Origin of the sequence: Enterocloster sp. 210928-DFI.2.20 (genome assembly GCF_020554465.1) — a bacterium.
Taxonomy (GTDB): domain Bacteria; phylum Bacillota; class Clostridia; order Lachnospirales; family Lachnospiraceae; genus Enterocloster; species Enterocloster bolteae.
On sequence record NZ_JAJCHK010000008.1, the window covers coordinates 55979 to 79320 of the forward strand.

At 44.5% G+C, this 23342-nt stretch carries 24 protein-coding genes; 9 read left to right on the forward strand and 15 right to left on the reverse strand.

Annotation, left to right across the window (positions count from 1 at the left end):
- Window positions 1-77: 77 nt before the first annotated feature.
- From LI015_RS09665 to LI015_RS09700, 8 genes are all read right to left on the reverse strand, one after another.
- Window positions 78-989: a dihydrodipicolinate synthase family protein gene (locus LI015_RS09665; protein ID WP_002569937.1), complete on the reverse strand. Its 912-nt coding sequence runs from the start codon at window positions 987-989 to the stop codon at window positions 78-80.
- A 216-nt stretch (window positions 990-1205) separates the two neighbouring features.
- Window positions 1206-1916 (reverse strand): ABC transporter ATP-binding protein, encoded by a 711-nt coding sequence (locus tag LI015_RS09670; RefSeq protein ID WP_002569938.1) that lies wholly within the window; start codon window positions 1914-1916, stop codon window positions 1206-1208.
- A 14-nt stretch (window positions 1917-1930) separates the two neighbouring features.
- Window positions 1931-2737, reverse strand: coding sequence for an ABC transporter ATP-binding protein (locus tag LI015_RS09675; RefSeq protein WP_002569939.1), 807 nt, complete (start codon window positions 2735-2737; stop codon window positions 1931-1933).
- Window positions 2718-3704, reverse strand: a complete 987-nt coding sequence (locus LI015_RS09680) for a branched-chain amino acid ABC transporter permease (RefSeq protein WP_002569940.1) — start codon at window positions 3702-3704, stop codon at window positions 2718-2720. The genes LI015_RS09675 and LI015_RS09680 overlap by 20 nt, the downstream gene beginning before the upstream one ends.
- Window positions 3705-3719: 15 nt before the next feature.
- Complete coding sequence (locus tag LI015_RS09685; protein WP_002569941.1) at window positions 3720-4586, reverse strand: branched-chain amino acid ABC transporter permease; 867 nt, start codon at window positions 4584-4586, stop codon at window positions 3720-3722.
- Between the two features lie 80 nt (window positions 4587-4666).
- A complete protein-coding gene (locus LI015_RS09690; RefSeq protein ID WP_002569942.1) occupies window positions 4667-5872 on the reverse strand; it encodes an ABC transporter substrate-binding protein in 1206 nt (401 codons plus the stop codon).
- Window positions 5873-5911: 39 nt separating this feature from the next.
- Window positions 5912-6991 carry an iron-containing alcohol dehydrogenase family protein gene (locus LI015_RS09695; RefSeq protein WP_227124724.1) on the reverse strand — a complete coding sequence of 360 codons (1080 nt, stop codon included), beginning with the start codon at window positions 6989-6991 and terminating at the stop codon, window positions 5912-5914.
- Window positions 6992-7371: 380 nt separating this feature from the next.
- On the reverse strand, window positions 7372-8019 hold the full coding sequence (locus tag LI015_RS09700) for a GntR family transcriptional regulator (RefSeq protein WP_002569945.1): 648 nt from the start codon (window positions 8017-8019) through the stop codon (window positions 7372-7374).
- Between the two features lie 284 nt (window positions 8020-8303).
- Here LI015_RS09700 and LI015_RS09705 point away from each other — a divergent pair, with 284 nt between their 5' ends.
- Window positions 8304-8549: a hypothetical protein gene (locus LI015_RS09705; RefSeq protein WP_002571921.1), complete on the forward strand. Its 246-nt coding sequence runs from the start codon at window positions 8304-8306 to the stop codon at window positions 8547-8549.
- Window positions 8550-8641: 92 nt separating this feature from the next.
- Here LI015_RS09705 and LI015_RS09710 read toward each other — a convergent pair whose 3' ends face one another.
- The gene (locus LI015_RS09710) at window positions 8642-9139 is read right to left on the reverse strand and encodes a DUF6106 family protein (protein WP_002569947.1); all 498 of its coding nucleotides are present in this window, start codon (window positions 9137-9139) and stop codon (window positions 8642-8644) included.
- A 46-nt stretch (window positions 9140-9185) separates the two neighbouring features.
- A complete protein-coding gene (locus tag LI015_RS09715) occupies window positions 9186-9638 on the reverse strand; it encodes a metal-dependent transcriptional regulator (RefSeq protein WP_002569948.1) in 453 nt (150 codons plus the stop codon).
- A 74-nt stretch (window positions 9639-9712) separates the two neighbouring features.
- On the opposite strand from LI015_RS09715, the gene LI015_RS09720 reads away from it, so the two are divergent.
- From LI015_RS09720 to LI015_RS28995, 3 genes are all read left to right on the forward strand, one after another.
- Complete coding sequence (locus LI015_RS09720; RefSeq protein WP_002569949.1) at window positions 9713-9994, forward strand: FeoA family protein; 282 nt, start codon at window positions 9713-9715, stop codon at window positions 9992-9994.
- 93 nt (window positions 9995-10087) lie between these two features.
- Entirely contained in the window at window positions 10088-11572 is a 1485-nt protein-coding gene (gene feoB / locus LI015_RS28710) for a ferrous iron transporter B (RefSeq protein WP_002569950.1), read from the forward strand.
- Window positions 11533-11778 (forward strand): helix-turn-helix domain-containing protein, encoded by a 246-nt coding sequence (locus tag LI015_RS28995; RefSeq protein ID WP_195420554.1) that lies wholly within the window; start codon window positions 11533-11535, stop codon window positions 11776-11778. The genes feoB and LI015_RS28995 overlap by 40 nt, the downstream gene beginning before the upstream one ends.
- Here LI015_RS28995 and LI015_RS09735 read toward each other — a convergent pair.
- The 5 genes from LI015_RS09735 to LI015_RS09755 all read right to left on the reverse strand — a co-directional run bounded on the left by LI015_RS09735 (window position 11749) and on the right by LI015_RS09755 (window position 16431).
- The gene (locus LI015_RS09735; RefSeq protein ID WP_117626492.1) at window positions 11749-11958 is read right to left on the reverse strand and encodes a hypothetical protein; all 210 of its coding nucleotides are present in this window, start codon (window positions 11956-11958) and stop codon (window positions 11749-11751) included. The genes LI015_RS28995 and LI015_RS09735 overlap by 30 nt on opposite strands.
- Window positions 11959-12067: 109 nt before the next feature.
- Window positions 12068-12463, reverse strand: coding sequence for a type II toxin-antitoxin system PemK/MazF family toxin (locus LI015_RS09740; protein ID WP_227124726.1), 396 nt, complete (start codon window positions 12461-12463; stop codon window positions 12068-12070).
- A 605-nt stretch (window positions 12464-13068) separates the two neighbouring features.
- Window positions 13069-13551, reverse strand: a complete 483-nt coding sequence (locus tag LI015_RS09745; protein WP_227124733.1) for a sigma-70 family RNA polymerase sigma factor — start codon at window positions 13549-13551, stop codon at window positions 13069-13071.
- A 631-nt stretch (window positions 13552-14182) separates the two neighbouring features.
- Window positions 14183-16054, reverse strand: a complete 1872-nt coding sequence (locus LI015_RS09750) for a M56 family metallopeptidase (RefSeq protein WP_227124735.1) — start codon at window positions 16052-16054, stop codon at window positions 14183-14185.
- A complete protein-coding gene (locus tag LI015_RS09755; protein WP_227124879.1) occupies window positions 16051-16431 on the reverse strand; it encodes a BlaI/MecI/CopY family transcriptional regulator in 381 nt (126 codons plus the stop codon). The genes LI015_RS09750 and LI015_RS09755 overlap by 4 nt, the downstream gene beginning before the upstream one ends.
- A 1541-nt stretch (window positions 16432-17972) precedes the next feature.
- Between LI015_RS09755 and LI015_RS09760 the strand changes: the two genes are divergently transcribed.
- The 5 genes from LI015_RS09760 (at window position 17973) to LI015_RS09780 (ending at window position 23337) form a co-directional block, all read left to right on the forward strand.
- The gene (locus LI015_RS09760; RefSeq protein WP_227124737.1) at window positions 17973-20030 is read left to right on the forward strand and encodes a type I restriction-modification system subunit M; all 2058 of its coding nucleotides are present in this window, start codon (window positions 17973-17975) and stop codon (window positions 20028-20030) included.
- Entirely contained in the window at window positions 20027-21289 is a 1263-nt protein-coding gene (locus LI015_RS09765; RefSeq protein WP_227124739.1) for a restriction endonuclease subunit S, read from the forward strand. The genes LI015_RS09760 and LI015_RS09765 overlap by 4 nt, the downstream gene beginning before the upstream one ends.
- Window positions 21286-21471, forward strand: a complete 186-nt coding sequence (locus tag LI015_RS09770) for a hypothetical protein (protein ID WP_227124741.1) — start codon at window positions 21286-21288, stop codon at window positions 21469-21471. The genes LI015_RS09765 and LI015_RS09770 overlap by 4 nt, the downstream gene beginning before the upstream one ends.
- 113 nt (window positions 21472-21584) lie before the next feature.
- Complete coding sequence (locus LI015_RS09775; RefSeq protein WP_227124744.1) at window positions 21585-21959, forward strand: nucleoside 2-deoxyribosyltransferase; 375 nt, start codon at window positions 21585-21587, stop codon at window positions 21957-21959.
- Between the two features lie 4 nt (window positions 21960-21963).
- A complete protein-coding gene (locus tag LI015_RS09780) occupies window positions 21964-23337 on the forward strand; it encodes a hypothetical protein (protein ID WP_227124746.1) in 1374 nt (457 codons plus the stop codon).
- Window positions 23338-23342 lie beyond the last annotated feature (5 nt).

Below are 23342 nucleotides of genomic sequence, written 5' to 3' on the forward strand. Positions count from 1 at the left end.
AAATCGGTGCATGTATCACCTGTTTCCAATACATGCACCGATATCATAAATGACCGTACCTATTACATTTTCGTCAATTACTCCATGTCTGCAAGTAATTTCTCGATCTTTTTCTTATTGGCGTCATCCAGCTCGCCCAACGGCTTGCGGGGCAGACCTACATCCAGGCCCTGTGCCTGTAAGGTGTACTTGCAGATTTCCTGCCAGTGGGGAACCCCGTTGACCTTATCATAGAAGAAATAATCAATATATGGCTGGATATTGTTCTGGGCTGCAATGGCTGCATCCACATCTTTTGCGAAGCAGGCATCCTGAAGTCTGCGGCACTGCTTTGGAAGTACGGCCGGGAAACCTGACAGCCAGCCGTCCGCTCCGGCCAGGAGGCCTTCCATGGCAGCATAGTCATGTCCGTAGAATACAGTCAGGTCATCCTTGCAGTGGTACTTCAGTTCGTGGACCCTGTTGGGGTCGCCGTGGGCTGCCTTGATGCACTGTATGGTACCGTCATCCACCAGCTCCTTGACCTCCTGTACGCTCAGCTCATAGCCGGCAAACCAGGGATTGTTGTAAACCATGATTTCGATATCCAGCGCTTCCCTTAAATCCCTGAAATGCTGCATAACTGCCTTCTTATGAGGATTCAGGTAGAATGGAAGGATCACCATGACACAGTCAGCACCGTGGTCCTGTGCGAACTTGCTCATCTTGATGGTATTCAGGGTATCGTATCTGCCTGTACCGCATACCAGAGGAACCTGACCGCCTAAGAAACCAGATACATGTTCAATGATTTCCCTCTGCTCTTCCATGTTCATGGCAATGTTCTCGCCAGTGCTTCCGCAGATGGAAATAGACTGTGCGCCATTATCCAGCAGCCAGGTCAGGTACTTCTCCATACCCTTCTTGTTGTAAGTCTGGTCTGCATTCCAGATGGTCATGGATGCCGGGCAGATACCGTAAGGTTTCTTGATTGTGTCTTTCACTTTCATAGCTTTCTCCCTTTCCCCCAAGTTACACTTGGAATAAAAAATTTTGTTGGTGTGAATATGTAATTTTAAATTAAAAATAAAAAATTAAATATTTTAAATTATTATTTTGCCTGATTTAAAACTAACACATCTTTCGTGTAATGTCAACAAAAAATTAAATATTTTTTATTTTCTTGTTCACCTTCCACAACGGCAGGATAAAGGCAGAAACGCCCTTTATCCGCCCAGATAGGATTTTTTGATGGTATCACTTTTAGCCAGCTCCTCACTGGAGGCAGTAATTACCATACGCCCATTTTCCAGCACGTAACAGCGGCTGGATACTTCCAGGGCCATGAAGGCGTTCTGCTCCACAATCAGGATCGGCAGATGCTTTTCCTTGTTGATTCTCAAAAATATATCAAACATATCGTCCACAATCACGGGAGCCAGGCCCAGGGATGGTTCATCGCACATCAGGAGCTTGGGATCTCCCATCAGCCCTCTGGCTATGGCTAACATCTGCTGCTCACCGCCGCTTAAGGATCCCGCTTTCTGGCCCATTCTCTCCTTCAGGCGCGGAAACAAGTCATACATCTCCTCAATTTTGGCATTCATTTCCTTCTTGGACCGCTTTATGCTGTAGCTCCCCATCTCAAGGTTCTCCAGGACTGTCATGTTGGAGAATATTTCCCTTCCCTCCGGAATCTGCACCACTCCGGTCCTGGTTATGCTGTGTGTGGGCAGATTGGTTATATCCTGTCCGTTAAACTCCACATTGCCCTTTTTTACCTTCACCCAGCCCACGATGCAGTTCATAAGCGTGGTCTTTCCAGCGCCGTTTGAACCGATGATGGATATAATTTCGTCATCGCCTATTTCAAGGGAAATATCATGCAATGCACAGACATCGCCGTAATAAGCGTCAATCCCATTGACTTTTAACATAAGAATCCCTCCGATTATCTGGAATCCTGCTCCACATACCGGCTTCCCAGGTATGCGCGGATAACCTCTTCATTGCTCTGTACTTCCTTTGGCGTGCCTTCTGCTATCATGCGCCCGAAACTCAGCACAGTTATGTAGTCGCTGATTTTCATGACCACATCCATGTTGTGCTCAATCATGAAAAACGAGTATCCGTCCTCATAGGCCTTATAGATAACATCCACCAGCTCGGCCCGCTCCGACGGGTTAAGGCCGGCCGCAGGCTCATCCAGAAGAATCAGTTTGGGATCATTCATCATGGCCCGTCCAATCTCCGATATCTTCTGGCGTCCATAGGGCAGGTTCTTCATCAGAGAGCCCCGCAGCTCATACATACCGATGCGTTTAAGGACCTCTTCAGCCTTCTCCTTAAGCCTCTTTTCCTCTGCCCGTGATCCTCTGATGTCAAAAATCCCCCGCATCATTCCCATGGGGGCCTGCTGGTGACCCCCCACCATCACATTCTCAAGCAGAGTCATGGTTGGAAATACTTTTATGTTCTGAAAGGTCCTTCCGATTCCCTGCCTGGCAATATCATGGGTGGTCATGCCGGTAATGTCCTTTCCCCCAAATTCCACCTTGCCTGACGTCAGAGGCAGCACTCCTGTAATCAGGTTTACGGTGGTGGTCTTGCCTGCTCCGTTTGGTCCGATGAGGGCGTGTATGGTGTGCTCCTTCATGTCGATGCTGACATTGTCAACCGCCACAAGGCCCTGGAATTTTTTTGTGATTCCCGTCACTTTCAACAGACTTTCCATTCTCTTATTCACCGCCTTCTGCATAGCTCTTTCCGCTGATTCTCTGATACATCTTCATGAACAGGCCTGTTGCCGCACTCACCCAGCCGTCCGGGAAGAATATGGCCCCCAGCAGGATGATAGAACAGAACACGATTTGATAGTAATTGCCCAGGAAACGCAGCATTTCCGGAAGGATGGTGACAATGGCTGATCCAAATATAGTTCCCACCACGGACCCCAGTCCTCCCACCATCAGCATAACCACATAGTTGGTGGACAAATCCAGGTTAAAGGTGGATGGGTTTATATAGCCCATATAGTGGGCATACATGGCTCCTGCCACGGTACCGAATATAGATGCCACGGTAAATGCCTTGATCTTGCAGGAAGCGATGTCCACACCGCTCATCTCCACTGCCTCCACGTTATCCCGCAGGGATTTGAAAATCCTCCCCCACTTGGAATAGGCAATGCGCCAGGCAATAAAAAAAGCAATGGCGGTAAATACCAGAAACAGGTAATACATTTCCTTCTGGCTCTGTATCTGGTAGCTTCCGATGTTATAGGGCCGTATATTGCGGATGCCCTGGGTGCCTCCTGTGAATTTCGGCGTATTGGAAATCAGCAGGCGCACCACCTCCCCGAATCCAATGGTGGTCAGGGACAGATATACCCCCCTGACTCTCAGGCTGGGATATCCCAGTCCCCTGCCGATAAGGATTCCCATGATAACTGCCGCAATCAGCCCCAGCCAGGGCGTCAGATTCGTGTATCTGGTAAACAGGGCAGAGGAATAAGCGCCCAGCGCAAAGATTCCCGCTGTGCCCAGATTCATCTGGCCGGTCAGACCAGTGATGAAATTCAGGCCTAATACCACGATAATATTGATGAGCACGCGGTTAAGGACCATCATGTAGTAATCATTTTTAATGAATATCGGCAGAAAAGCGCCAATCACAAGGGCTCCCACGGCGAAATGCAGTGATTTAAGTTTCAGCTTTTTCTTCATCTTCCCTTACTCCTTTCACGCCTTCTTGCCTAAGAATCCGCTGGGATGTACCAGCAGGAATATGATTAACAGGACAAATGACACAATATCTTTATAGACAGCCGGAAGAACCACCACCGCCAGGTTTTCCACCACTCCGATGAACAGACCGCCCAGGATGGCTCCAGGCAGGTATCCGAATCCTCCGATGACTCCGGCTGAAAAACCTTTGAGGCCTATGCTGGCTGCCATGGTGGTGGATATATTGAACAGCGGTATGATCAGCATTCCGATGACGCTGCATATAATGGAGCTGACTGCCGTTGTCACGCAGATGTTCTGGGCCACATTGATGCCCATAAGGGCCGCGGCCTTCTTATTCTGGGCCACACAGCGCATGGCCTTTCCTATTTTTGTAAAATTCATAAACAACTGAAGGGCCGCCACTACCAGGATTGCCACCACACATATGATGACATTGGCCTTTGTGACCATGAGTGTACCGATCTTAATGGTACCGCTGAGCCAGTTCTCAATGGTGAAGGGAACCGGTCCGTATATAAGCCGGATGGCCTCTGCCAGAATCCTGCCTAACATCATGGTTCCCATAACAGCAAAGATATTGGAACGCATATGCCGCAGCGGATTGAAGATTCCGGAAGCGATTACAGACCCCAGAATTCCCATGAGCATGAAAGTAAGCACAATGGCTAAGGGCTTGTTCATATTGAATTTAATGATGAAGGTAGCTGCAAATATATACGCCCCCACGGTGATGATTTTGTCATGGCTGAAGTTAAGCAGTCCTGTGGAATTCCATATCAGGGTATACTCGATGGCAACCAGGGCATAGATGAATCCCATGGCAATACCGCTTATCAATAGCTGAAGTATAGTGCCCATCATTTACCTCCTTTTCGTCATGACAGGGGCCGGATTCAGATTCAGGCCGGGTCCGTCCCCTGTCCTCCATAAGCCAGAAACTATTCCACAGAAACAGCTTTAATAAACTTTGGAATCTTGTTTTCAATCCGGGCCACATTGATATTGTGGACTAAATCATTATTCTCGTCACAGGTAATGACTCCTACGGGTACCTTTAAGTCTTTCAGTCCCTTGACAGCTTCCATAACAGCCTTGCGGTCCGTGGTTCCTGCTGCTTTGATTCCTTCTAAAAGGGCCACTGCGCCGCCGTAATAGGATGCTGCGTATAATTCCGGTTCGATCTCATACTTTTTCTCAAAGTTCTCTTTAAATGCAACAAGGGTGGGGTCGTCGCTGGTGGACACATAATCCGTCACTCCATACCAGCCTTCTATGTATTCCGCCTTACACATATCAATTACCTGCTGCATGGTAACGCCCGGAGAAGACACTACCTGCACATCCAGTCCCAGCTCGTATATCTGGCGGGCATGGATTGCCAGCTCCGCATCGTGGGTCCATATGATGACCGTATCCACGCCCGCGTCCTTCATCTTCATAACCTGAGGAGTAAAGTCCTTGTCTCCCGTGTTATGTCCTTCTTCCACATACTCCATGCCGTTGTCCGCACAGTATTGCTTGATAACGCCCTCTGCTCCTGTTCCAAAATCGTCATTGTTAAAGAACAGTCCCAGTTTCTTGCAGCCAAGCTCTTTTGCGTAGGCTGCCGCCGCCTCTGCGAAAATACTGTCAGAAGCCCTGCAGCGGAACAGATAATCATTGTCCAGAGTACTGATCTGCGGTGTGGTGCCGCCTGTGAAGGCAGCTACGCCCGCCTGCTTTACCACTGCCTCCACTGCCAGGGCATTGGTGCTTCTGTGGGGTCCCACGATACCCACCACGCCTTCGCCGATCAGCTTATTGGCACAGGTAACAGCCATGTCCTGGAGGGTCTGGTCGTCCACAATAGTCAGTTCTATCTGCTTTCCGTTGATACCGCCTGCTGCGTTGTACTCGTCCACAGCCATCTGTACCCCCTGGTTCATACGCTCCCCGTTCAGCGGATTGTCTCCTGTCATCATAGAAATAAGGCCAATCTTGATGACATCGCCCTCATCCGCGGAAACCTCACCGCCGGAGGATGCCTGGGTATCCCCTGCCTGGGAACCTGCGCTGCCGGAAGATGCCCCCTGCTGTCCTCCGCATGCTGCCAGTGACAATGCCAGGCTTACACTCAACGTAACTGCTGCCCATTTTTTCAACATAATACCTTCTCCTTTACTTTTGAATTTTTATGTTTTTAGTTACATGATATACTTAAAACCATCCCGGATTTGTTCCAGAAGTTCCATGTCATCCGGAATCGTAACCCGGTGAACATACGTAATCAGCTCCTCCAGCCCATCTTGGGGCATCCCGGCCTCCCTTATGCTGACAGGTATGCCCACCTCCCTGAGAAAAGCCTTCAGTTCTTCTATTTCCGCCTCCGGACGTCCGTTGACAGCCAGCTGAAGAGGCAGGGCCATGGCAACGATTTCCCCATGAAGATATTTTCTTCTCACGTCCTTGTACATACAGCAGACTGCATCATAAAAATTATGTGCAACGGCCAGCTGCTTGCCTCCTGTGGACAGGTCTGACACCATGCCGGTCAGCATGATATTCATGTTCACCATATCATCTATGAGCATGCTGTCCTTCCCGTCATCGAAATCCTTAAGGGCCTGTCTGGTGTCCCTCATGTACTTACTGTAGGTAAAATCCGCAATCTTTGTGGCTATCTCCGAGGTGGCAATCATACCTTCATCCTTCAGATGGGCCATGGTAAAGCTGAATTCCGGTTTTTTTGCCATGGCATCCACGATGCCCGACACAAAATAGCGCCTTGGACAGTCATTGACAACCAAATCCATGTCCACAATGACCCCGCTGATTTCATGATTCAGGAAACCGCTGTGGTCTACATTGCCGTCCTCGCCGTATACCACATACAGAACAGCGTAGGCCGCGCATGTGGCTGCGGATGTGGGTATGGTAAAGATACTGGCATCTGCCATATCCCCGGCTGCCTTGGCAATGTCTATGATACGGCCGCCCCCGATTCCTGCCACGATTTCAGCTCCCGATTCCCTGACCCTGGCAGCTACCTCTCCAAAGCTCTTTTCCGTGGAAGGTCCCTCAAATATCTCCGACTGAAATGTAATCCCGGATTTCCTGAGGCTTTCCTCCAGGACCTGGCTGGACTTTCCCTTCACCACATCGTCCCCGTACAGCAGGTAAGCCTTCTTTCCGAAAAATACCATCTCCTCTCCCGCACGCTTCAGTGCGCCATGGCACTGGATATAACGTCCGGCCCCTACCTGAATATGTTTACCTTCAAACATCTCTGTCCTCTCCTTTAACGCAATTTTTAATTTGTTATGGCAAAATAATAAATTAAAAATTAAAATTTTTTATTTGAGAGTACACGTTACCAAACTAAGTGCCGGACAACCCATGAACTCCTGACCTGAATTCATGGAAACATGGATTGCCTGATTCTTAGCTTAATGCCAAACTTCTTATATTAGATTACTGCATATAGATTACTGTTTTTTAAGCTGCTTCGTCCTGGAGCGCTGCGTGTCTTGGTCTGCTGCGTCTTTGACTGCTGCTTCTTGGTCTGCCGCGTCTTGGTCTGCTGCTTCTTGGTCTGCTGCGTCTTGGTCTGCTACTTCTTGGTCTGCCGCGTCTTTGATGACTGCATTTACTGCTTCCGCATCTGTTACTTCTGATTGGTGATGATGTAGAATATGTTGTTTATATGGCCGGCAATCATCTTTTCAGACTGCTCCATATCCTTATTCCTTAAGTACTCCAGAAGTTTATAATGGTCATCCACTGTGGAACGGAAATTCCTGTTTCTCAACGGCAGCACAAGGTAATTGGCCACCAGGAACTGGCCCTGTATCCTCTTATACAGCTCTGACAGATATTCATTCCTGGCCCCGGATACCAGCACACGGTGAAACCTCAGGTCTGTCTTGGACAGCTCCAGGAAATCCCCCTTATCCAGATACTCCTCACACTTTTTAGCACATATCTCTAGCTGGTCAAGCAATGAGGACACATCTGCTGCCGCTGAAAGATAATGCTCTATGGCATGCTTTTCAATCATAAGCCTTACATCACAGATATTCTTAATCTGGTTCTGGTCAAAGGTGGGAACCACCACACGCCCGTTGCTGAGCTTTTCCAGTACTCCGTCATTGACTAAAAGCTTCACCGCCTGAACCACCGGTGTTCTGCTGACTTCATACTTTTCGCATAAAACGTCAAGTGAGATAGCGTCATCCATCTTATATTCACCGAGGATAAAACTATCAATAATCTGATCGTAGATAATCTTATCTAAATTCTTTTTTACCCTCATCTCAACAACTCCTTTACTCGTACTATCATTATAAAGGATAGAATGAAATAATGCAATATTAAATTTTTAATTTTTAATTTATTTTTGTTGCTAATATACATTCTCCCCCTGTTTATCTCGTTCATCTTTAGTCAAATTGCGGATTGTTATCTTCATCCCCCATTGATATACTGGTTATAATCTATAAACCAGCGCTGTATTGTATCCATAACAGTGATTAGAGTGCCTGATACCACCATAATTCACACAATGCAGTACACACCAACAGAAGCGGAGGGTTTTGTATGAAACTGGAAAACATCTCAGATGTAAAAGCTTTTTTTGAAGCAGTGGACCAGTGTAAAGGAAAAATCGAACTGGTATCCCCGGAGGGCGACAGGATTAACCTAAAGTCAAAGCTATCCCAGTATCTTTCCATTGCCAATATGTGTTCCAACGGATATATTAAGGAATTGGAATTAGTGGTTCATGAAAAAGAGGACATGGACCGGCTGATAGAATTCATGTTAAGCGGTGAAAACCTGAAATAGAGCAAAATAAAAAGACAGGCCGCCGTGACAGCTGTTATTCGGCTGTCCCCGGCGGCCTGTTCTCTACCGACCTGCCCTATATGCCCATTGCCCTACATCACAAGCTTTCGCGGAAAGGTTCTGCGCATGGCTCCTATCATTCTCTCATTTGGTTCAATCAGTACCTTAAAATGGTCCGGACCCTTCTGGTATATAAGGGCGTACACCTTGGCATCCTTCCTGCCGGACGAAAAATCCTTTATCTTCATGCCCTGCTTCTCATAATCCTTAAGCACAAAGGAATCTGCCGGCGCCACAATCTGGATGTCATCCTTCTCACAGTCAAATATCTTCTTTCTCTTTGCCTTTCCCAGGATACGGTCCACCGACAGACCGCCCTCTGCAAACAGATATTCAAACTCCACACTCAGGTTCAGGAACACAAAATAGGTAGCCACACCTGCTATGGTCATAACAATTACTCCAAACACAGTCTGCAGCGCTGAAAGGACGGAAAATATACAGACCACAATCATGAGTATTTTTACAGGAACGGCATATGCCGGATCTTTTCTCTTCACAAGCCACTCTACATAGTTATCATCGTTCATAATGTCTCTCCTTTATCATTTTGCATATTACACATTATACAATACTTTATCCCATTTTTCCAGTCATATCATTCTTATGCCGGAGGAAAGAAAGAGCCTGCTCCATATTTTCCACGGTCCTGTGATTGATAAAATGTTCAATCTTTTCCACCAGCTCCAGTTCATCCTCCGTATGGTTGAGGGTACAGAAAAAATCCTGGAGCACCCGGTGTCTGTGCAGCAGATACCTGCCCTCCTCATATCCCTTATCCGTGACCATGATGGAGCCGTATTTCTTGAAATCAATATATCCGGCTTTTCTCAGATTATCCAACATTTTTGAGGCGGATGAGGGCCGTACGTGAAGGCTGGCAGCCAGGGAACTGACACGGATGGGTTCCCCCTCTTCCTCCATTCTGCACACCATCTCCAGATAATCCTCCATGGATGAAGTCATCTCATCGGAAGCAGAGCGTTCATATCCTTTCATGGTATAGAATCCATCTTTATCAGTAACCAAAGTGTCCCTCCTGTAATACTATATGAGTAAGAAAAAGTTTCCCTATCCTAAATCTATTGCGAGGTATTGTAATTATGAAAGAATTTCTATGTTTGAATGATATAAAACCCGGAAACCGGGCACGTGTAAAAGAGCTTACTTCCACAGGCAGCATACGCAGGCGTCTTCTGGATATCGGCCTGGTTGAAAATACGGAGGTGGAGTGCCTTGGGCAAAGCCCTCTGGGAGACCCCTGCGCCTACCTGATTCGCGGTGCTGTCATCGCCATACGCTCAGAGGACTGCCGCGGGATACTGGTTCAGCCCTGCACTGGTTTCAGCGAGCAGGAGGTAATGGAGGGCTGCACCAGCCTGTGAATTATCTCCCCAAAAACAGCTGTCGTAAGAAACATCATCTGACTCAGGTCAGATATGGAATTGCCTAATAAAAAAAGAAAAAGGAGTATTAAAATGGGTCTGACCAAACAATCCGTCGGAATGGGAGCTGTGGATTCCGGACTGGAGATAAAAAAACAGACACCTGATGATAAAATAATCGCCATAGCAGGCAACCCCAATGTAGGTAAAAGCACCCTTTTCAACAATCTCACGGGAATGAACCAGCATACCGGAAACTGGCCTGGAAAAACCGTGACCAATGCCCAGGGCTACTGTAAGACAAAGGAGCACAGCTACGTGCTGGTAGATATCCCCGGCACCTATTCCCTCATGGCCCACTCCGCGGAGGAGGAAGTGGCCCGCAACTTTATCTGTTTTGGCGGAAGCGACGGGGTTGTGGTTGTGTGCGACGCCACCTGCCTGGAGCGCAACCTGAACCTGGTACTTCAGACCATGGAAATATCGGACCGGGTCCTGGTATGTGTGAACCTGATGGACGAAGCCGCCCGCAAGAATATCACCATTGACTTGAAGGGGCTGTCGGAAAAGCTGGGCGTACCGGTGGCCGGCACCATTGCCAGGAAAAAGCGAAGCCTTGACCAGCTGATGAAACAGCTGGATGACCTGGTGGAAGGTACACAAACCGCCTCTCCCTACCAGGTGGAGTACTCCCCCATTATTGAACAGGCCATCGCCATGGCAGAGCCTGCCGTAAAGGCCAGGGTGGAGGGAAAGGTCAGCTCACGCTGGCTCACCTTAAAGCTTCTGGACAGCGACCCGTCCCTTATGAAAGAATTAAGGGAATATCTGAATGAGGATATACTGGAAGTGCCTGAGATAAGCCTTGCCCTGTCACAGGCCAGGGAGCATCTGGCCAAGTACGGCATTACCAATGAAATTCTAAAGGACCGCATCGTGGCTGCCCTGGTGGCATCGGCAGAAAAAATATGCCGTGATACGGTCCAGTTCCACAAAAACGGCTACAATGAGGGGGACCGTAAGCTGGATAAGATTCTCACCAGCCGGTTTACAGGCTATCCCGTCATGATAGGAATGCTGGCCGTGGTATTCTGGCTCACCATCACAGGCGCCAATTACCCCTCCCAGATGCTGGCGGACGCCCTGTTCCGCCTCCAGGATCAGCTCACCAAAGCCTTCATGGCCGCAGGCGCCCCCCAATGGCTTCACGGGCTGCTGATATTGGGAGTCTACCGGGTTCTGGCCTGGGTTGTCTCGGTAATGCTGCCGCCCATGGCCATCTTCTTTCCTCTGTTTACCCTGTTGGAGGACTCGGGTTATCTGCCCAGGATTGCCTATAACCTGGATAAACCCTTTAAGAGCTGCCATGCCTGCGGCAAACAGGCTTTAACCATGTGTATGGGATTCGGATGCAACGCAGCGGGCATTGTGGGATGCCGTATCATTGATTCCCCCAGAGAACGGCTTATTGCCATGATAACCAACAACTTTGTGCCATGCAATGGAAGGTTTCCGCCACCATACAAAGGGAAACAAAAATGTTCCTCGGCGCTGACAATGAAGAAACAGCCGAATTAATCCTACCAATATATGGCTTTGAGGATTGGGCTTCAAAACTGAAGGCCTATCGTAAAAAGAACCATATCACGCAACAAGAGCTTGCACAGCTTATGGACGTAAAACATCTTACCATTCGCAGCTGGGAACAAAAACAAGCAAAGCCACCTTACAATGTATGGCGGCTTCACAAACACTTATTTGATGATTCCATCAAACTCACGTGATTTCAGGTTATCCAGTATTTTATCAATGACGGCTATCTTATCATCGGTCGTTAGATTAGAACTGTTTAGCCTGCGTTCCACCACCTCTAAATGGAACTCATTGATTTTATCGGAAAGTGCGTGCAGATCCATATTGTCAGGAATATGGACAATAACATTCTGAACACAGTTCCTTTTCACTCACGCTCTCCCTTCGATAAATACCAGTCATTTTATGTTATGAAAATATCGGTATGTCCTATTACATCTTACGAAGCTGTTCCAATCCGGCACAGCTTCATTTTATGCTTTAAGTCAGCACCACTCCCTGTTTCTGCCTCTCCTCCCAAAATATCCCACCAGACTCCGGTACCATATCCAAGCTGATTCCTAACGAGATGTCAACCGCCCTCATATCTCTATGATCTAAGTGTCCTATGTACTCCAATAGCCTTGACTTATCAATTGTGCGAATTTGTTCCAACATGATAATGGAATTCTTTTGCAGAACGGAATTCCTGTTAATAAATACGTGGGTCGGCAATGGATGCTTCTCCATCCGGCTTGTAACTGCTGCCACAATTACGGTCGGGCTGTAGCGGTTTCCGACATCATTCTGGACAATGAGTACCGGACGTACCCCTCCCTGTTCACAGCCAACCACCGGACTTAAATCTGCATAGTAAAGATCTCCCCTGCATAACATTCTTTTCTCTCCTTCCTTTCTTCTTGACAGTTTCTGGCTTTCCATATAACGATATATTTCACCTGTGCCAATTGTCTGCGCCACTCTGACCCCACAATCGATATCTGGAGTGAAATAATATGGCAGCAACTGGTCCATTAGATGCTTGTCCATCCTCCTATCGTTCTCAATGCCAGGTCACGCAGCCGGTCTTGACAGGCGGCCCCATGATCTGGCATCGAAATCACCTTCTTTACAAGTTATTCTGCGCTTCTATTCGACACTACTCCAGAAGCTTGTCCAGACAGATTATTGGAGCCGGACAGGGCAGCCAATCCGCCTACCTGCAGCTAACAAACATCATAGGAGTTTCACCTCCGCCAGGTTCTCTGGCGGCCGCCCTTGCGTAGTCCCCGGTCATGCTGTTCAACAGGAATAGCATCCCGCAGGCAGTCATTGCGAGCCCCTCATGTCACTTCCGTTCCTCACGACCGGACAGCCAATGTAACGGATTGGCTGGATATGAACTTTTCAAGGTTCAATCCGGGATAAAAATTACCCCCTCACTGCTAGTGGTAAAAAAACAACCTAGTGATAACCAAAAAAATCAAATTTCCCAAAGTTTTTTAATCGAATAATATTTTCTTTTTTCTCTTGTGAATTGCTAGCTGAGATATGCCATAAGACTTCGCCATATCACGTTCACTTATCCCATCAAAATAGGCGATTCTGATAAACTCCTGATCTTCTTCTGGTAATTGTTCAATACAATATCTTAAGTGTTCATATAGAACATGGTTAAATGCATCTTCTTCCACATGAACGGTTTCATCTGGAAGAGTTTCTTCCCCTACTATTTCATCCGTATCCATGTTGCTATATGGAATTTCCTTATATATTGCTACCATTCGCAACAAATAGTTTTCTCTGGACTTTTCCCTGTAAAACTCCATGTACATGTCTTTTGGTACCTCCATGACCGCGTCTCCAATTCGTATAGCATATACCGGCTGTTCCTTGCATCTTGATTCTACGTATAACTGATATTCTTCATATGTGACCTCTTTAAAAGTACTTTCTTCATGGATGTAATATCTAATTTTCCGCATATTGCATTCCTCCAATTCTGGGATTTCCATTGCTGCAAATCCAGAACTAGAGGTGGTGCTCTACATGACGGTAACCGGTGAAACCTGAACAAAAAAAGACCATTACTTCCGTAGACACAAATGGAAATAACGGTCTTGATTTGATTATGATAACGGGAGCCACTACTGCCGAAAAAAACAAAGTTACATCCAAACTTATGTAACTTACCCCAACCATAATATAGACTGTGTATGCTGGTTGGATGATATCTGCAAGGTAATACTTCCACAAAGAAGTTCTGCCTTATACCATCAGCCCCTTATCCTGGCAAGCAGGATTGTACACAGACGTCTCTCCTTATCCATTTCTGACAAAGAGATTCATCAATACCCGTTTCAGTCCAATATCTTTTCTTCCTGTCATAAAACATATAAGAAGCGCGACTTTATCACGCCCCCTGTTATCTTGTTTTTCAAAAGAAAACGGCGGCCTTGAAATTGTTATTTCAAAACCGCCGCTCTCTCAAAGAGACAACACGAAATACCCCCTCAACGACGTTTTTTTCTTTCGCCGTTATTGCGGCGGAGATTTCGTGGAATTCGGGCCAACTTGGCCCGAAGTGATTATTCAGTTTATCTTAATCAGTCTAACTTACTTTGTAAATTTTATCGCGATATTATCCATTGGCATTAGTTCACGGGAAATGATGGTTAATTTATTAGGTGCTGCTACATTGGAATTCGTATACTCTACGCTATACTTTTCTCCATCAATCAAAAGACCCACTTTGCCACTTTCAAGCATGAAGTTTCCGGGTTCTTTATTTTGGGATTCAGGTTCCCATGTGCTTTCAATGTAATAATTTGCCCTATCCGAATTAAGAAATGTAACATCTATATTGCTTATACCTGCACTGTCAATCAGCACATTCCCTTTAATAGTTCCTGACACAATGGCTGTGCTTCCGTATGAATATAAACTAAGCTCTTTTGATATAGAAATATTAGCGGCACTAATATCAGCTAAAGTGCTATTCAATTTAAGACTTCCGCTATGAAAGCCATTGAGATTTATTTTTGAAGTAGCAGTTAGTTTTGCATTATTTGCCATGATATTTTGTAAATCAATAGAACCGATGCTCACATCAACAGAAAGTGTTTTTATTTCAAGGTCATGTGGTATTGTAATGATGATTTTATATTCTTCATTGTTAATATCATTAAAAGATTGGTTGTTTTCTTCAAAATCATCACGGTAAATAAGTGTCCCGTTATCATAAGAAAAAGAAGCGTGATTGACAAGTTCTCCACCGATTTCAATTTGTGGCTTATCTCCATACAAAATTGTTAAATTACCAACAGTCGCGGAAATATCAATAGTTGTTATATCATGTTCATTGTTAAGAATAGTTGTCGCAGATTTAATACTATGAAATTTGTTATTTGTATCGGCATCAAAATTGGCTGCATATGCCCCAATAAAGGAGAATCCACAAAATAAAATAACAGTAAAAACAAAAGTAATTGCGATACATAATTTTGATTTATGTTTATATTTCATAATTGCGTCTAACCTTTCTTTCAATAGTTGCTTACCCTCATTTAGAGTAACGGAGGCAATAGTATCCTTGTAGTTCCCTCCCATACCCATCGCATTTATCAGGGTATCACCATAAGCCCGTCGTCCTCTCGCGTCCATTGATTTTATAACTGCCTCGTCACAGGAAAGTTCACAGAGCCGATTAACTTCCCAGCCCATAAGGTAAACAAAAGGGTTGAACCAATGGAGGCAAGTTGTAACTTGCACCAGCCACTTATAAAACATATCCCGCCGCTTGTAATGTGTCAGCTCATGCAAAATGGTATTTTCAAAATCGGATTTTGAAAGTTCAGTAGTGGGTAGCATGATACAGGGACGGAAAAATCCAATCAGAAGCGGGGACGAAATCAGGCTATTTGTGTAAAGCCTCACAGCCCCTTTTATGCCGGTTTGCTCAACTAGTTTTCCTACAAGCTCCCAAAGTGCCATATCCGAAATCTCAATCCGTCCAGCCTTAATATACTTAACAAAACTTTGATATACAGTTATTTTCCGAATGAGCAACCCAACGGCGACAATCAACCAGACCAGCAAGCAGATAACGGCGATGTTTTGTTTTACCATTTCAAATCTGTTGGGTGTTGCCACTTTATCAGGCTTCAGCTGTTCACCGTCACTTGCACCGACTTGACCGGGAACGTGGTACTGATCGGGAAAATCTATTTCTGGCGAATTAGGCGGTTCCGGTTGTAGGCTTGTGTCCGCCTGTATCATGGTATAGTCAAAATGCTGAAAAGCCATTCCCATAAGGTTCGTTTCCGGGGCAATGGGGAGCAGTAAACGGGCAACAACAATCAGCCAAATATAATACTGCCATCTTTTGCTTAATTTGTCCTTTATCAAAGGCTTGCACACGAGCAAAACAAAAATCAGTAAGGCCCCAGAAATAGTTAATGACAGGATAATTTTTAATAGCCCATTCATTCCACCTTGCCACCGCCTTTCCAATGCTTTTTTAAGTCCTCGTACTCGTCGGCTGAAATCAAATCCCTTTGTATCAGCGTTGAAATCAGTTCTTTTGCGTCCCCCTCGTAAATCTTTTCGAGAAAGGATTCCGTTTGCACCGCCTGATACTCTGCCTCGGAAACAAGGGCGGTATACTTGTTCCGGCGGCCAATCTTGTTTGTTTTCAAAAATCCCTTGTCAATCAGACGCAGAAGCAAAGATATAATTGTGTTTTTTGTTGTTGACATATCCTTTTTTTCCAATCCCTCGACTATTTCAGCATAAAGGGCTGTCCCGCCATTTTCCCAAATAGTTTTCATTAACTCCAACTCAAAATCCGATACTTGCTGTAACATATCGCTACTCCTTTTAGATTGCACCTTGCTATCTACAAATATGATAGCACTTTGCAATCCACCTGTCAAAGGTTCGGTATATCCTCTATTTTTCAGGGTTGCGCTAAATAGCAAGCAATTCAACTGTGGCCACAGTTAAGATTTTCTGCGAAAATCGCTTGTTGGGGCCAGCCCCAACCCCTTGTCCGCTCTGCCTGTGACTTCGGGCCAAATTGGCCCGAAGTCTCGGCATCGCTGTGGCGTCGCTTTGCTCCTTTTCCGTCCATACGCTATCGCTCCTGTTCCTTGTTTTGCTCTCGCTGGGTATCGCCCAGCAGAGCATCAATATTTGCCTTGACCGTTAAGACCTCCCGCATTTTATCCTTTGCCGCTCTATACTCCGTATAGGCGGCTTTTTCTTTACGGCCAATTCCCGCCACTCGTTTGATGGCATGAAAAAAGGGCTTAACTTTTCAGTCAGGCCCTTTACGGCCTCGAGCCAACTTGGCCCGAGGTTTAGGGAGAAATCCTCCTTTCCGCCGTTACATGAGAACACCGCCCATAGTCTCTACTTGGGCGGTGTTCTCATTGGTTGGCAGTCCATTATTTTGTTTTTTTATCATGTATCACTTTGTACACTGACGCAAGTATCTGCTGTTTTACATGTTACACTATCTCACAATGGGTAATTCGCTAACTACAATCGTATAAATTCATCTTTCCCAACCGTCTCGCTCTCCACCTCTATTGGGACGACTAAATAATGAACATACATATCGAAAGTCATAATGGAAGAAAATTTATTTTAGATAATAGGACATATCTAACATTAGTTTCCAAACTCTGTCAGTTCCATCACTTCTATGTTTGTTGAAGCATTATCAACGCGATATAATAATTAATGAGGTCCCTGAATTCATCATTTAAAATTATCAACAAACGGTTGTATAATATCCCCATATTAATCTCCATTCCGTCGCCTTTCAGTTGGCGGACCAAATAGTAATGAACGTGTTTCACCTTCAAATTTTCGTACTAAAATTTACTTACTTATAAGATATAAGGCATCCTGGCATCAATATCAAATACTCCCACCTGTTTGCTGTTGATATGCAGGTGCGTCTCGATTTACCAAAGTGAGTACTATCTTTTTGGAAATGTCAAACCTCATTATCTATTTTTATTGCCAATCTTAGTAGAATATATTTCTTTGTTCTATTTAACCCCGACAAGTCATTTGCCTAAATAATTAATAGGCTAACCGCAATAAGTGGTTGAAAATCCAAATTTTGAATAATAAGCTTTATGATGCTCACAGGTTGAAATCTGTTGAAGAATGTCATACGAATTTACCGAGTAAGATGATTCTTGCTCGGTATTTTTATGCCATTGTAGAAATACGTGTTTCCTCAATAACTGGTTGAAAAACAGCCCTGTTAGTAGTACAATGATAAGTAGAGATTCCTCAATAAGTGGTTGAAAATGAGCATTTTATATCAGCTCTATAAGCTGATTTCAGACATATTGATTTATGAAAAATACGATGCAAAAGGAGAATGATAATGGCTGAAACACAGAAAAAAACGAATCTTGATTATGTTAACGAAATATGGAACATTGCGGATTATGTAAGGGATGTTATTTCCCGCGCAGATTACAACAAGGTGGTACTTCCGTTTGCGCTTCTTCGCAGACTGGAATGCGCTCTTGAACCAACACGAGCTGCTGTATGTGATGCAGTAAAAGAACACGAAAAGGACTGGGGACGTGAATCCGACAACTATTGCCAGTATTCCGGCAAGGCGTTTTATAATGTTACCCCGTTCAGACTGAACAATCTTGGTGCCGGTGATACATACGCAGCTCTCGATTCATATATTAATGGTTTTTCACCGAATGCCCGTAATATCATGCTGAAGTTCGATATGGAAAGCACCTGCAAAAAACTCCAGGATCACGGCATGCTTTATTCGGTATGTCAGAAGTTTTCTGCCCTTCCGTTCGATTCAACTACGGTTTCTGACCGTGATATGTCTGATATCTATGAACATCTCATTCAGAGATACGGCGATGAGATCGCGGAGGATGCCGAGGACTTCATGACTCCAAAGGATGTGGTTCGTCTTTGCGTAGGCATGATCTTTGCAAACGATGATGAATTGATGAGTTCTGATACAGGTATTGTTCGTACATTGTATGATCAGACCTGCGGAACTGGAGGATTTATCACAGACGCGCTCGACCTTCTGAATGAGTGGCATGAAAATAAGGAAATGAAAGCTCCGGCAGTTATTGTCCCTTATGGCGAGGAACTGTCCGGCGTTACATGGGCGATGGGTAAGGCAAATCTGCTCATTCGTAATGTTTCGGATGAACAGAAAGACGTTTATGACCAGACCAAGGATTTATCCGCACATATCGAAAACGGAGACACTCTTTCAGATGATAAGTTCCCAGATATGAGATTCGATTACTGCGTATCTAACCCGCCTTACGGTAAAAAATGGGAAAAGGAAGCTGATGAAGTAAGGTCTGAAGCAGCGCATGGATTCGCCGGAAGATTCGGTGCAGGACTTCCTTCTATTAGTGACGGATCCATGCTTTTTATTCAGAATATGGTTGCTCATATGAAGACCGCTGAGGAAGGCGGCAGCAAGGGCGGTATTGTGTTATCTGCATCTCCTCTCTTTAATGGTGATGCAGGTTCCGGCCCTTCCGATATCCGAAGATGGCTTTTCCAGAAGGATCTCGTTGACTGTATAGTGAAGCTCCCGACTGACATCTTCTTCCGTACCGGAATCAATACCTATTTATGGATCTTAAATACAAAGAAGGATGAAGCACGTAAGGGCATGATCCAGCTTATCGATGCTTCTGATTGCGGAGAACTTCGCAGAAAGTCTCTTGGTAACAAGCGTAAGGATGTCTCGGAAGATAAAATGAAGTGGATCATCCAGACATATATTGACGGACATGACCATGGTAAATCCATGCTGCTTCCGGTCGAGGAATTTATGTACCGTGCTGTTACGGTTCAGCGCCCATTAAAGCAGGTCATTACCTTTGATCTTGATAAATGGGATGATTTATTCACCATCAAAGCTATGCAGAAGCTCTCTGATGGCAATAAGGACTCTTTGAAGCGTGCAGTAGCAGCTTATGATGGACAGACAGTAAAGTATAACTGGTTTATCAGTCACTCTTCCGATTTCAGAGATAAGCTTGAAAAACCGGAAATCACCAATAAGCAGCTTCAGGACGCATTTATTAAGGTGTTTGGTGTAAAGACAGAATCGGATGAAGATATCGTTTACGATAAGAACGGAAAGCCAGTGGCAGATGCAGATTTAAAAGATACGGAGAAAGTTCCACATACACAGGATATCAACGAATACATAGAGAAAGAAGTATATCCGTATGTGCCGGATGCATGGGTAGATGAATCCGTGATAGATACCGGAATCATGGGCGATCAGAAAGTTGGGATTGTCGGAACACAGATTTCCTTCGATAAGTATTTCTATCATTATGAAGCTCCTCGTAATCCGGAAGACATCATGGCTGAAATCAAGGCATTGGAGCCGGAAATTGAAGCAGCTCTGAAAGGGGTGTTTGAATGAGTAGGGAAATGAAAGAATCTGGCGTGAAATGGATTGGAGAAATTCCTGAGAATTGGGATGTTTGTAAAATCGATTCATTATACTTTCCTCGCTCTACAAAGGTGAGTGATAAAGACTATCCTCCATTATCTGTTACAATGAAAGGTATTGTTCCGCAGCTTGCATCCACAGCAAAAACAGACGATCACGACAACAGAAAATTGGTTAAAAAAGGTGATTTTGCGATTAATAGTAGATCTGACAGACGAGGTTCATGTGGAATATCCGAATATGACGGTTCGGTATCATTGATAAATACCGTATTACAGCCTCGCCACGGAATGAACAATGAATATTATAATTGGCTTTTTCATTCTGATATGTTCTCATCAGAATTTTATCGGCTCGGTCATGGAATCGTTGATGATTTACGTACAACATCGTGGCAGGAAATGAAAAAGATGGTAATACCCGCACCATCTCCTGTCGAACAGCAGCAGATCGTCCACTTCCTCGACCGCAAGTGCACGGCTATCGATACTGCTATCGAAAAGACGAAAAAATCCATTGAAAAACTGGAAGAATACAAGAAAGCAGTCATTACAAAGGCAGTTACTAAGGGAATTGACCCGAATGCGAAGATGAAGGATTCTGGTGTGGAATGGATTAGAGAAATTCCGGATGGGTGGAAGGTTGCGAAAACCAAGTATTTGTTTCGCATCCTCAAACGTATAGCTGGACAGGAAGGATTTGATGTTATTTCTATTACTCAAAAAGGATTGAAAATAAAAGACATTACTTCCAATGAAGGACAGGTGGCGGAAAATTATAGTAATTATCAGTTCGTTTTCCCTGGCGACTTTGCCATGAATCACATGGATCTATTAACCGGATGGGTTGATCTCTCGTCACTCACTGGCGTAACCAGTCCAGACTATCGCGTATTCCATAAAATAAAGGAATCGGTAAACGATGATTACTACAAATTTGTATTTCAAAGTTTGTATTTTAATAAAGTTTATTATGGATTAGCGCAAGGAGTTGCTGAAGTAGGCAGAAAACGTCTTCAGGCTCCAGCATTTAAAGAATTAAAACTTCCTTGTCCACCAGATAATGAGCAGGCAAAAATTGCTACATACATCAAGAATAAATGTATAACGATAGATGCTCTTATAGCAAAGAAGCAAAACGCAATTAGTAAATGGGAAGAATATAAGAAATCTCTCATTTACTATGCAGTAACAGGAAAAATTGATTGCAGAAACGAGGTGATTGAATGAATGCAGAAATGATATTCAATGAATTTGCTAAATATGCGGAAACTAATAGAGATTATTACACATTTGGAAAACATGGCATTATCGAAGATGTACTCGCCTTTATGGGATTACCCTCGAAAAAATTCTTTGGTGCAAGTTCGGCGGTTCATGCAGATAATTTGGAAACCTTACATAATTTTTAACCACTCATGCTTCGAATGAGCAGCTTAAATATGTTTATGATGTTGCTAAAGGAAATACCAAAACACCAGAAATTTCACCACTTACAGACTGTGGTGGAAAAGTTTTCGTATCAATGCCAATGAACAAAGAAAAATGCCAGTATGTCGATGAAATTCGTTTTGGCATTGAGAGTGCTTTGAGAAATACAGGAAACATACCATATTTCTTGGATAAAGATTCTCACAACGATAATATCTATGTAAAAATGCTCGATGAAATAACAGCATGTAAATTTCTTGTGGCTGATTTAACCTCACAAAATAACGGAGTTTATTATGAAGCTGGATATGCAAAGGCATTAGGTAAAACTGTAATTATGACATGTAAGGATACAGATTTCAAAGACAGACATTTTGATATTGCACAGGTTCAGACGTTATCATGGAAGAATGCTGATGAACTGGCTTCTGTATTAAGTCAACAGATCAGAAAATCTGGATTGGCATAAAGATATGACGAAAGAATTTGACCTCAACATAGAAAAAATACTGGAAAACTGGGAAGTTTACCATGCCGTCCGTGAAATTATCGCAAATGCTCTGGACGAACAGAAGCTGACAGGAACTAAAGAAATCTGTATCCATAAAGAGAACGGTGTCTGGCATATCACGGATTACGGAAGGGGCCTCAACTACCACCATCTTACGCAGAATGAGAATGACGAAAAACTATCTGCAGAAGGGCTTATTGGAAAGTTTGGTGTTGGACTGAAAGACTCTCTTGCTGTGTTCTATCGTAATGGGATTCATGTGACGATCCGTTCCTGTTATGGAGTGATCACTCTAAAGCAGATGAAAAAGGCTGGATTTGATGATGTTATGACGCTTCATGCTGAAATCTCAGATCCGGATGATCCAAACATGGTCGGCACGGATGTTTCACTTGACGGCTGTACTGATAAGGATATTGAAAAGGCAAAGAACCTTTTCCTTTGCTTCTCGCATGAAACCGTACTGGAAGACACGGGCTTTGGTGCAGTTCTTGAAAAGCCGATTCATGCAAATGCAGGTATCTATATCCATGGTGTGAAGGTAGCGGAAGAAGGCAATTTTCTCTTCTCTTACAACATTACGAATCTTCCAAATAAACTTCGGAAAGCCCTGAACCGTGAACGTGATAATGTCGGTCGTGCAGCTTATACAGACTCTATCAAAAACATCGTAAAAAGTGTTGAAGATGAAGTGGTTCTCAGAGCCTACATGCATGATCTTGAGCAGGTCACGAAAGGCAGCGGTCATGATGAAATGAACTGGATCGATGTTCAGCTTTACGTTCTTGAGCAGCTTTCTCGTAAAAACGACAAGCTCCTGTTTATTACAGGGGATGAGGCGGTTAAACGCCGTGCCGAAGTATCGGATGCGCAGGATGAAGGGTATCAGATCTTCATTATCCCAGATAAACTGAAAGAAAAAGCAAGATCGATCCGTACAGTTATGACACTTGAAAAATATAGACAAAGCAAAAATAATACCTTCTCGGGTGATGCTTTAAATATCTCCGATTTCACACCAGCTGAACAGGAAGTCTACAATATGATGCCTGAAATTTTAGCATTTATGGATGGGCTTCCGGGCGTAATTGCAAGTGTGAAAATATCAGAAGAACTATACACGGATGAAAAGAAAACCATTACATTAGGTTTATGGGATGCCAAAACACGCACAATCTGGATTCGACGGTCGCAGCTTAGTTCCATCAAAAGCTTTGCCGGAACTTTGATCCATGAATGTACACATGCTGCAAGCAAATGCGGTGATGTATCAAGAACATTTGAAACAGCACTTACAGAAAACCTTGGCAGACAGGCTGCCTATTATCTCAGATAAGGAGG